Origin of the sequence: Acinetobacter septicus (assembly GCF_019355975.1) — a bacterium.
Taxonomy (GTDB): Bacteria; Pseudomonadota; Gammaproteobacteria; order Pseudomonadales; family Moraxellaceae; genus Acinetobacter; species Acinetobacter ursingii.
Map to the genome: position 1 here is coordinate 799,944 of NZ_CP079898.1, position 11,737 is coordinate 811,680.

Sequence of the window (11,737 nt, forward strand, 5' to 3'; positions counted from 1 at the left end):
GCCACATGTTTCAAATCATGATCTCTCATCAAAAATAAGGGATAACTGATCAAAATAATTTCGTCAGCACCCCCAATATAACACTGGAAACTCAAAGCATTTGCAATAAAGTGTTATAGCAAATTTAGCCATTTACAAGATATTGTGGGGTTCTTCCCTCCAGTGCATCGACTAGATTCTTATGTGCCAGTTTTGCCATTTTCAAACGTGTTTCGGCAGTCGCAGAGCCAATATGCGGCAATGTCACCACATTAGGTAAACTAAATAATGGTGATGACTGTAATGGTTCTTTTTGATAGACATCCAGACCTGCGGCAAAGATTTGTTGTTGTTGCAAGGCATAAACTAAAGCTTCTTCATCCACCACTGAACCACGTGCAATATTTACGAACACGGCATGAGATTGCATTTTTTCAAACTGCGCCTTACCCATGAGTGCTTTGGATTCAGGATTTAAATCTACCGCAACCACAACAAAATCTGACTGACTTAAAAGTTCATCCAAACCACAATAACGTGCATTTAAAGGCTGTGCCAATTCAAGTTTTTCGCGGCGATTATGGTACAGAATATTCATATTAAAGCCATAAAAGCCGCGTCGTGCGACTGCTGCACCAATATTCCCTAGTCCAATAATACCGAGTGTTTTACCAAAAATATCCTGTCCAAATTGAGCAGGGCCGACTGTACGCTTCCATTCACCATTTTTTGTCCATTGATCTAGCTCAGGGACTTTACGCGCAGCACTAACCAACAAAGTAAAAGCCAGATCCGCAGTTGTTTCTGTCAATACATGGGGCGTATTGGCTAGCCAAATATTATTTTTTGTGAGGTAATCCACATCATAATTATCATAGCCCACACTCACGGTTGAAATGATTTTTAATTTTTGTGCAGGTGCCAGATTGGTTTCATTGAGTAGACGACCCGCTCCAATCATGGCATCAGCATCTACGACTTCTGTACGAATTTGCTCATTGATGTCACCTTGCTTGGGATTTAATACCACCACATGATAATCGCGCTCAAGTTGATCCAGAACCGTTGCATCAATTTGACTAAAAACGACGACTTTCTGTTTCATTACACATCCTTATTCAATAAGCTAAATATCTAAAGTGAGAGATATACTAGATTTCTTTTAACTATTGAACCCGTTTTTCTTCTCCAATATGGAGAAATAAAAAGGATTTATGAAAGAAATCCATGCTCTAACATATCAAGAAATGAAATTTTATTGGGTTAACATCAGTTGCCATAGACGGCGTTTGAGTAAAGGCTGATCAATCATTTCCTGTAAACTAGCAAGTTGCATGCTCTGAGCGTGAGAAATAAAGTCAAGTTGTCCCAAAATCAAAATACGTTTATCCAGCGCCAACGCATCTAAAAAGCCTTGAATATAAGCGTGTACACCCCGCCCGTCACGAAAGTTTTCAAGCGGTAATGGCCATTTTAATTCATGGTAATAGCCCGATACTGAAGATTGAATATTCGTCCAGAGTTGTCTTTGCTGTTTGGATAATTGTGAGCTTTCAACCACGATAATGACCTGATCAAGACAATATGCTTCTAATGTAAAAGCCTGTTGCATGACCACAACAGTTTGATCTTTTGGCAAGGTGCTCGTAGGAGTTTCCAGAGTAGACTGTTCAATTTCAACAACTGTTGTAGGTGGTTGTCTATCTTTTAACTGAGCAATCGGCTCAATGTGTTTTGTCAACTCTTGTTTTGTTTGAGATGCATCTAGCACTTGCTGATTGACCACAGCGACAACCACATGATCTTCGGGGGGAATTTGATCACGCCAAGAACAAACAGGCGGCTTTTTTTGACATAACATTGCTCGTGGAATCCAAACATCCACCCCCATTGCCGCCAAAATATTACGCTGCTGCCCTGTCATATTTACACTATTGCCTCTATTTCCACGCTATTCTACTCTGCTTTATAGGCTTTTTCAGTGCTTTGATCGAAACAGAGATTAAGTGTCGTTTAAATAATCATCAGGGTATTTTTCTTTTGCATTTGATCGACAATATCCCCAGTCTCAAATCCAAATCGCCAATATAACAACTCTAAAACATCCAGTTCGTCTTGAGTGATAATACGATCACTCCATAAACACATTTCGGCAATACCCAATATACTAAGTCGATCACGTAACAATAAACCCGCACAATCATTCAGAATTTCAGCCAGATCAATAGGTTCATCCGAGATTTCTTCATACCATACCATTTCTTCCAAAGTCAAAATATGGCTCAGAATACGATCACGCACTTCAAGCTGATTGGGACTATTAATTTGCTGTACATGTAGCAATGCATCGATTAAACGAACGATTTGTGGTTTAACTTCTTCAATCGAGGTCGGCATATGGACTGGCATCAGATTTAGCTCAAATTTCACCTTCTCCAAAAGCAAAGCATCCAGTAAACCGACTTCACCGTCTTCTTGAATAATTAAAGCCAAACGAGTTAAAAACTGTCGTGCGATACTGGCTGGAAGTGAGCCAATATTACGACAGGCTTCATGAAAAATCTGAACATGCACACGCCCATCCAAATAAAGCAAGGCATCCACAATGGCACGGCTGACTTGGGCATTTTGTGGAAGAAATTCACGATATTGCCGAATCATCAAGATTGCAACCATCACTTCACGCGATCCTGTCGCTGTCTGCAATGCTCTTTGGATTAACTCAGGACGCTTAATATTTTGGCGTATTTCAGCCTTAAGCGGCTTAATAGCATCATTTAAAGCAAAACTAATGGGCGATAAACGCAATAATGGTAATGGCTGTGGTGATATCCACGGTGTATGAACATTACCATCCATTTCTTCAAGTGAACGAAATAAACTAAATAGCGGACGATTTCTTAACTTTTTAAGATTCTCAAGTTGTAACTCCTGCAAAATCGTTGGATTAAGTTCATAAATACGATCTTCAATACTCGGGTGAATATTCAACCAGCTTTGTGGGCTCAACGAGTTGGCAAAACACATATGTGCAATAGATTCAGAAAATACACTATGAATTTGCGAGCCTGCATGATGGACATAGATTCGAAGTAAAGTTTGAGTATTGGCATTATTTTGAATAAGCTGCATGGTTTTATAGTCATTACGGAAAGTTCGACCACTTAAAGTTAAGTATTTGATCAAACGTGTAATCAGCACTCCCATACTGCCTAATAGCCAGATAATCCCACCGACTGCAATAAAGAATGTTTCAAATTTGCGATGTTTATTTTTTTGATAAGGCTTAAAACCTCGTTTTGCAATTCGACTACCTAGTTGGCTAAAAGTAATCAAGCCACTATATAAGATTTTAAGTTTAGTATTTTCTACCGCTTCACCAGATAAAATCTGATTAAATTCATGGCTTAGCAAACCATATAATTCAACTTCATCCAGATTTTGCAATGCTCCCCACGTCATGATAATGACCACATTACGCTGATCAAATCCAGCAGTTAAGGCATTGACTCCAACTTCATCTGGCAAAACATATAATACTGGCGTTTCAATTTGAAACTTTTTTGCCAAACCTTGAGAAATTTTAAGGGCGACGCTTTCTTCTGGCGTATTTTCCAATAAATCTAAACGACGACCTTTTAATTGCTTCGCTAAAGAATGTCCGCCTTCTCGAAAAATATAGAGTTCGTAAATGGCGGAACTCACCACAATAAAAAACAATAAAATAATCAAATAAGGACTGAGGCTATGCCAAAAAATAGACTGACTATAATCAAAGTAATGAACCAAAAGTCCAAGCGTGGTATTTAAGATGAACATTGTCAGCAGCATCGCGACCACGCACATGCTTGCCGACCACATCATATTTTTATTTTCAACGAGATAATGACTGACTTCTTTCAATGTAAATATGTCCTGATTACATTGTTGCCTCATCATAAATGAAAAAAGCGGGAAAAACCCGCTTTTTCCCACAGAATTTATATTATAACTCTTCTTTGATTCCTGTTAAATCAACGGAAGCAGCATCAATATTGACATCTATATAACCATCTGTACTTTTGGCTGAATCATTACGCTTACGCTCTAGGTTTTCTAGATAAGTCTGATCGATGCCACCCGTCACATAAATACCATCAAAGACCGAACTATCAAACTCTGTCAAATCAGGTACTTTGCTCGTACGAACTGCATTTTTTAAATCTTCCAAATCCTGAAAGATCAAACGATCAGCACCAATAATGTCCTGAATCTCTTCAACACTACGTTGTGACGCAATTAACTCAGTTTTTGCTGGCATATCAATACCATAGACATTTGGATATTTCACCATAGGCGCAGCAGAAGCGAAATAAACTTTCTTGGCACCCGAATCACGCGCCATTTGAATGATTTCATTACACGTGGTACCACGAACAATCGAGTCATCCACAAGCAATACATTTTTACCTTTAAACTCAAGTTCAACTGGATTGAGTTTTTGACGTACTGATTTTTTACGTTGCTGTTGACCTGGCATAATAAAGGTACGACCGATATAACGGTTTTTCATGAAACCCTCGCGGAATTTCACACCCAAAATATTCGCCAGTTCAAGTGCAGAAGTACGGCTGGTATCTGGAATTGGAATCACGACATCAATATCGTGTTCCTCACCCCATTCACGCAAAATTTTATGTGCCAGTTTTTCACCCATTTTTAAACGGGCTTTATAGACTGAGATTCCATCGATAATTGCATCTGGACGCGCAAAATACACATATTCAAAAATACATGGACGATGCTTTGGTTCAGCAGCACATTGTTGAGTGAAAAGCTCACCTTGGTCATTAATGAAAATTGCTTCACCTGGCTGAATATCGCGCTCAATCTTAAAGCCAAGTGCGGTAATCGCAACTGATTCAGAAGCAATAATATATTCAGTGCCCAGTTCCGTTTCACGCGAACCATAAATGAGTGGACGAATTCCATTTGGATCACGAAAACCCACCAAACCATGCCCCGTGATCATGGCAACCACACCATAAGCACCTTTACAGCGCTCATGAACGCGCTTCACTGCATGAAACACATCTTCTGCGGTTGGATTTAAAGTGCCACTCTTTTGCAATTCGTGAGCAAACACATTGAGCAGAACTTCAGAATCAGAGTCGGTATTCATGTGACGCAAATCTGTTTTAAACAGATCATCATGAATATCAGAAGCGTTGGTCAAGTTACCATTATGTGCCAGTGTAATCCCATATGGAGAGTTTACATAAAATGGCTGTGCTTCAGCACTACTTGCCGAACCCGCAGTTGGGTAACGCACATGACCAATCCCATAGTTACCAATCAATGCACGCATATGACGAGTATGAAATACATCACGCACCATACCATTGTCTTTACGCAGGAAAAGACGACCATTATGACAAGTCACGATCCCAGCTGCATCCTGTCCACGATGCTGCAACATCGTTAATGCATCAAACAACATTTGGTTAACGGGTGCTTTACCAGCTATACCAACTACTCCACACATAGCAACCTCGCAGACGGGCTAGGATTAATAAAAAGGATTTTGGGTTGAATGACTGGACTGATCTTTGTCTAAATCAGACTCAGCCACCTCATGTGAAGGGCGATGAAATAAACTCCCTTCCGATGTCACATGCTGTAATGCTTCATTGGCAGCATCTTTCGATAATTCGGTTGCTAACGGCGCATAAGGCAGTAAGACTTGAACAAATTTGGACTGTTTCCAATGTGGAGAGCTTTCGACCCATGGACCAAGACCTTGCATGGTCACCAGTACAATCAATAAGCCTTTTAATGTCCCAAAAGCACCACCAGCCAAACGATTTAATGGACCGAGACTCATACTTTTAAGTATCAAATTGAGTATAGCTGTCACAATCCACGTAAGGACAATAATCATCAGAACAATAAATGCAAATGCCGCAATCTTTTGGACAACGGGGTCATGACTTAACACCCCCATGCTTGGCGCCAAAAAGCTGGCATATTTCGCACCCATAATCAGTGCCAATATCCAACCAATCAAGTTCGCAAAGGCTTTTACGAATCCTTGTCGCAAACCGTTTAGCCCTCCAATGAGCAGGAGTATCAGAATAATGATATCCAGTGTATTCATCACTTAGTTGAAAGCACTCACGCAATCTTTAATTAGGCTTGGACCTGTATATATGAGGCCACTATAAATTTGTACAAGGCTAGCACCCGCATCTTTTTTTGCAAGCGCATGTTCACCTTGGGTGATTCCACCCACACCAATCAAAGGAATTTGACCATTCAAACGTTTTGCAAACTGACGTAAGCATTCTGTACTTTTTTCAAACACAGGTGCACCAGATAAACCACCCGCTTCATTCCCATAAGGCAAACTTTCCACGCCTACACGAGACAAAGTAGTATTGGTCACAATCAAGCCATCAATTTTAAACTGTAATAATTGATTTGCGATAAATTCGATATCTTCTTCAGTTAAATCAGGTGCAACTTTAAGTACTAATGGAACATAGTGATGATACTGTTCTGCTAGTTCTAATTGGCGTTGTTTCAACGTTTCCAGTAACTCGGTGAGCGCATCACCACTTTGCAAGCTACGTAGATTCTTGGTATTTGGCGAAGAAATATTGACCGTAATATACGATGCGTAATGATAAACTTTTTCCAGACAAATCAGATAATCATCGACTGCATTTTCAACTGGTGTATCGGCATTTTTACCAATATTGATCCCTAAAATGCCTTTAAATTTTGACGATTTGACATTTTCAATCAACTGATCCACCCCATCATTATTAAACCCCATACGGTTAATAATGGCTTTTGCCTCTGGGATACGGAATAATCGTGGCTGTGGATTTCCAGCTTGTGGACGCGGAGTAATGGTGCCTATTTCAATAAAACCAAAACCCATAGCTGCCAATGCATCAATATAAGCGCCATTTTTATCCAGACCTGCTGCAAGACCTACAGGATTAGGGAATTCTATACCCATACAAGTCACAGGTTTTGGTGCAATATGCTGACGCGCTAATCCAATTTTATGGGCGGACTTCAAAAGTGATAAGGTAAGTTCATGGGCACGCTCGGGTGACAAGGAGAACAACATTGGGCGAGCAAGCGAATATAACATATCAATCAAAGTCTACTGCTTTTTCAGGTAGGCATATTATAGGCATAGCGCAGATAAAACACCATGCTTGCAAGCCTTTTATTTTGAGACCTTATTGTACTGTAGCCGTTAATTTAATCTGATTATTACTCGACACCATCTCCATTTTTTCAATTGACAGGCCCATTTGTGCAAGCTGCGTTATAAAATTCGCTAAAACCGCATAATTTTGATGTTCTGCGACAATTTGCAATTGATCTCCCATTTGCTGAGATGACACAGTTAACCCCTGCTGCTGTGAAACCCGCTGAACTTTCTCAGCTAAACTCAATTGGCTTTCTGAAGCAGGTTTCATAGTTACTGCATTACTTTGCATCCAGACCATTAAATCTTTAAGCTCATTGACTCGCTTTTGTTGCTGATCTGCCAGACTGTGCATTTTCCAAAGTGAAAAACCCACTAATGCAACCACCACCAGTATGCTGGCGAAAATCACCATATAACGTTCACGCGCAGACATGTGTTGTAAAGCATCAATAATACGTTCGACTTTTTGATCAAAACCTTGCTGAATTCGAGTTATCGTGTTCATTATTGTACTTTTACCATCCCAATTGCGCCTGCACCATCCGCCTGAACATTCCCTAGTTCTGCTTTAAACCCTTGTTGATTAAGCTGCTGCGTTAAATTTTGCAAATCATTGGCAGAATTGGCTTTTAATGACATGCTCAAAGACGAAGCGCTATAACTTATTTGCTGCGCAACAATTTGGCGCTGCATCAAAATGGGACCGACTCTACTTAATAAATTTAAAGCTGTCGTGTCACCGCTTTGGCTCATCCTCAACTGGCTTTCAAACATACTTTTTATATTTTGCTCAGTCACTCGACTATTGGCACCAAACCAGTATTTATATTGATCTACGGCCTGTGTCGCTGTCTGGTTCGCCAGCTTTTTTAATTTGTACCAACGTAAAGCATCGTAACTTAACTGAACAATCAATACTGCGATGAAAGCAGCAACACATGCTTTCCAATAACCAGAGACTTTGCTTTCATTTTTGGCTTTGGGTAATACATTGAATGGATGCTGCTTCGATTTTTGAATTTTTTGAAACTGATAATCAAAAGGTTCACGGGTTTCTGCCGTAGAAACATTTGCCAGCAGATCAAGTTGTTGTGCGGTCAGATTACTATAATGATAAAAAGTATCAGCGGCTTGAAATTCAAGATAAACCCCAAGATCATCAATCACCATACCTTTGTAGCGATTTTCACGCACCAAAGTCTGTCCATGCAAATGGACCAGATTGACTTTATTCTGTTCAGGTTCAGGCACAATCAGAAAATCAGGGAGTAAAGCGACCAGTTTAATCGGCAACAAGTTCAAAGCATGCTGCCATGTTTCAACTAAATTTTGTGCAACGGCCAAGATCGTTAATTGAACTGGCGATTCAAAATGGTGAACCACTCGCATGTGATCAACCGGCATAGTGACATATTCTTCCATGAGATATTTAATCCCATCTACCCCCAATTGCTTCACATGAGCTTTGGTGATCTGTTGTTGCAAAATCTGAATATGACGACTAGAAAAGAAAACAACAGTCTCTTCTCCTTGATGCGGTTGCAAATCATGAATCAGCTGCTCAAGGCTGGAAGCCTGTAACCAATTTTCACCTGTTGACCAAAACCAAGCCCCATTGGCTTCAGGCATCCATAAATACAGCATAAATTATAAGTACCGTGTTTTCATTATAGCGTAGGTATAAAACTATGTTCTTGTGTTGACAATCCATTGGCAATCACACTTTGGCGATAAATACGTGCTTCAGCCAAAGCAAAGGGATTAAAGTTCTCATGTGTAAGCTGTTCAGCAATATGCCCCACAACATTCATATGACACACCACAACAACAGATTCAAATGGAAGTTGGGATAGCCAGTCTATCGCATCTTCTGCATCATCATCTGGTTTGATCTTATCACAAAGTAAAACAGGAACTTCAGGAAAATATGCCTGAATATGACCAAGCGTTTCTTGCGCACGCAGTAAAGGGCTCACAACAAAAACTTCGGGGCTTACAATCCCGTTAAGATATTGTGCCGTTTGTTCAGCCTGAGCATGGCCCAATGCAGTCAATGGTCGCTTGGCATCATTACCATCTACAGGAGGAGCTGCCTCTCCATGACGAACTAAAGTCAGTTGCATAACCATTCCTTTTTAATCTTTCTTTATGATAACAAGTCTTTATGACAGTTTTTATAAACAGGCTATTACACTTCATGATGCGGCAGTACAAACTCAACATCACTACGATGCCCATTCTTCATAAGCGCAAGTGCAATATTTAAAGCTGGCGCATTCTCAAAGATCACTTCATACAAAGCATTGGTGATTGGCATATATACATCAAGCTCTTGAGCACGCTTACGCACCTGCACAATGGTATTGATGCCTTCCGCCGTTTGTCCAAGTTCTTTAGTCGCCTGTTCCAGCGTTTTACCAGAACCTAAAGCATAACCAATTTGATAATTACGACTGAGTGGACTATTACAAGTCGCAAACAGATCACCTACGCCCGACAAACCCAAAAATGTCAGAGGATTTGCACCCAATTCTACAGCGAAACGGCTCATTTCTGCCAAAGCACGTGTGATGATCATACTCTTGGTATTTTCACCAATATTATAAGCTACCGCCATTCCCATCGCGACTGCATAAATATTTTTCAGTGCACCCCCCAGTTCTACGCCATGCACATCATCGCTACCAAAAACACGAAATAAAGCACTATGTAAAGCATGCTGTACGGCATAACGCACCAGTTCAGAGTGACTGGCAATCACTGTGCCTGAAGGCATACCCGCCATAATTTCTTTGGCAAGATTTGGCCCAGAAAGTACACCGTAGGGAACTTCTGGTAATTCTTCCCGAATAATATCGCTCATAAAGCTGAACGTATCGGCTTCAATTCCCTTGGTCAGCGAAACAACCGCCTGTGAAGTAATAAAGGGGGAAATTTGTTTAAGTACATTACGGAAAGAATGGCTTGGTATCGCAACTAAAATGATGTCACGATCACAAACAGCCTCTTCGATATCACAGACTGCACGTAAACCCGTTTCTAAATTAAAATCTGGTAAATAACGCTTATTGATATGACTGCGATTAATATCATCTGCGGCATCCTGATCACGAATCCAGATCATAGTATCGCAACCATTGCGTACAGCGAGATTTGCCATTGCAGTACCAAAACTACCACCACCTAATACGGTAATTCTGAGCGCTGTTTTTTTATCCACTTCAACTGGCTTAACCAAGTCTGAAAAATTTAATTCCGTCATACGTTTTTTATTCCTACAACACCCATATATTCTTGTTAAGACTGCCAATTCGTGACGAAATCGCTTATAACCACCTCTGCACGTGGCGCAATTGCTTTTGCAGCAGTACCAATGTAAATAATGCCTGAGATCAAATCACGATCAGCCAATCCTAAATGATGCTTTAACCACGTCGACTCTACCACTGCGCCCGAACGCCACATGCTCGCAAAACCCTGTACCTGTAACGACAGCAGAAAATTTTGAATCGCAGCACCTGAACTCAAGGTCTGTTCAAACAATGGAACTTTGGGATGATCCTGAAATTGAGTAACCGCAATGACCAACAAAGGTGCGCGAAAAGGATGTTGCTTAACTCGATCAAGTTGAACTGGATCAGTTTCACCCAAATCCGCCAGTGCCTGAGATAAACTTTCTCCAAAATTCGCACGTTGCTCGGGTTGAATGACAATGAATCGAGTAGGTTTGAGGCGATGGTGATCTGGCGCAGTCAGAGCAGCTTCGAACGCTTTTTGTAATTGTTGCGACGAAGGAGCAGGCTCAACAAGATGCCCAATTGATTGACGCTGATGAATATTTTGATGAACCGTATTTACGTCTAAATCCGTCATGAACATTGATCTAATAGAGAAAACAAAACTAGATTAGCATATTCTTTTTTATTTCTGCCATGTCAATCTGGGCATTTATTCAGTTTTCACCAATTTGACATCTATACTGCACAAAACCATCAAAACCTATACAACATACTCAAAATAAATAGAAAATTTTATGTTCAACTAAAATGGTTCATTTTTAATATTTCAGAAGGACTGGTTTATGAAAACACAAATGACCGCCAGCATACTGACTGTGTCAGCCCTTTTACTGACCGCTTGTGCATCTAATCCGACTTCCACAGCTGCAATTCAAAAAGAAAATAATCAGTTTGAAGTGACAGGTGTTGGAAAAACAAACTTAATTGCAAAAAACAATGCGGTTGATGCTGCCAATAAAACCTGCAAACGCAGTACAGCCATCGTCGTCGATGAGAAAACCAACTATAACGGCGTACTCAAAGGTGTAGTGGATGAAGACACTGGAAAAATGGTTGAAGCAGCAGCCAGTGTTATCGGCTCTATTTCAGGGAAAAATGCGTCTTTAGCTAAAGATGATGATTACCAAACCACACTTACCTTTTATTGCAAGGCGAGCTAACCTTAACGAGCAGCTCGTTTTTCATGTACAATAAAAAATGCGCTCTAAAAAATATTGAGCGCATTTTTTATAAATAAACATTCAAGCAA

General features: G+C 40.3%; 12 protein-coding genes. 1 reads left to right on the plus strand and 11 read right to left on the minus strand.

Annotation, left to right across the window (positions count from 1 at the left end; translation table 11 throughout):
• Positions 1-124: 124 nt before the first annotated feature.
• From I6L31_RS03945 to I6L31_RS03995, 11 genes are all read right to left on the minus strand, one after another.
• The gene (locus I6L31_RS03945; protein WP_005004680.1) at positions 125-1,084 is read right to left on the minus strand and encodes a 2-hydroxyacid dehydrogenase; all 960 of its coding nucleotides are present in this window, start codon (positions 1,082-1,084) and stop codon (positions 125-127) included.
• A gap of 150 nt (positions 1,085-1,234) precedes the next feature.
• Positions 1,235-1,903, minus strand: a complete 669-nt coding sequence (locus I6L31_RS03950) for a hypothetical protein (protein WP_005004683.1) — start codon at positions 1,901-1,903, stop codon at positions 1,235-1,237.
• An 89-nt stretch (positions 1,904-1,992) separates the two neighbouring features.
• Positions 1,993-3,882 carry a M48 family metalloprotease gene (locus I6L31_RS03955; protein ID WP_005004685.1) on the minus strand — a complete coding sequence of 630 codons (1,890 nt, stop codon included), beginning with the start codon at positions 3,880-3,882 and terminating at the stop codon, positions 1,993-1,995.
• An 82-nt stretch (positions 3,883-3,964) separates the two neighbouring features.
• Positions 3,965-5,503: an amidophosphoribosyltransferase gene (gene purF / locus I6L31_RS03960; RefSeq protein ID WP_005004686.1), complete on the minus strand. Its 1,539-nt coding sequence runs from the start codon at positions 5,501-5,503 to the stop codon at positions 3,965-3,967.
• A 24-nt stretch (positions 5,504-5,527) separates the two neighbouring features.
• The gene (locus tag I6L31_RS03965) at positions 5,528-6,115 is read right to left on the minus strand and encodes a CvpA family protein (protein ID WP_004988245.1); all 588 of its coding nucleotides are present in this window, start codon (positions 6,113-6,115) and stop codon (positions 5,528-5,530) included.
• Between the two features lie 3 nt (positions 6,116-6,118).
• Positions 6,119-7,123, minus strand: a complete 1,005-nt coding sequence (locus I6L31_RS03970) for a quinone-dependent dihydroorotate dehydrogenase (RefSeq protein WP_004988247.1) — start codon at positions 7,121-7,123, stop codon at positions 6,119-6,121.
• Between the two features lie 91 nt (positions 7,124-7,214).
• Positions 7,215-7,694, minus strand: coding sequence for a type II secretion system protein GspM (gspM, locus tag I6L31_RS03975; RefSeq protein ID WP_005004687.1), 480 nt, complete (start codon positions 7,692-7,694; stop codon positions 7,215-7,217).
• Entirely contained in the window at positions 7,694-8,833 is a 1,140-nt protein-coding gene (gene gspL, locus I6L31_RS03980) for a type II secretion system protein GspL (RefSeq protein WP_005004698.1), read from the minus strand. The genes gspM and gspL overlap by 1 nt, the downstream gene beginning before the upstream one ends.
• 23 nt (positions 8,834-8,856) lie before the next feature.
• On the minus strand, positions 8,857-9,312 hold the full coding sequence (locus I6L31_RS03985; protein WP_004988250.1) for a SixA phosphatase family protein: 456 nt from the start codon (positions 9,310-9,312) through the stop codon (positions 8,857-8,859).
• A 65-nt stretch (positions 9,313-9,377) separates the two neighbouring features.
• Positions 9,378-10,451: an NAD(P)H-dependent glycerol-3-phosphate dehydrogenase gene (locus I6L31_RS03990; RefSeq protein ID WP_004998322.1), complete on the minus strand. Its 1,074-nt coding sequence runs from the start codon at positions 10,449-10,451 to the stop codon at positions 9,378-9,380.
• Between the two features lie 35 nt (positions 10,452-10,486).
• The gene (locus I6L31_RS03995; protein ID WP_005004702.1) at positions 10,487-11,062 is read right to left on the minus strand and encodes a nitroreductase family protein; all 576 of its coding nucleotides are present in this window, start codon (positions 11,060-11,062) and stop codon (positions 10,487-10,489) included.
• A gap of 208 nt (positions 11,063-11,270) precedes the next feature.
• On the opposite strand from I6L31_RS03995, the gene I6L31_RS04000 reads away from it, so the two are divergent.
• Positions 11,271-11,648 (plus strand): hypothetical protein, encoded by a 378-nt coding sequence (locus tag I6L31_RS04000; protein WP_004988255.1) that lies wholly within the window; start codon positions 11,271-11,273, stop codon positions 11,646-11,648.
• Positions 11,649-11,737 lie beyond the last annotated feature (89 nt).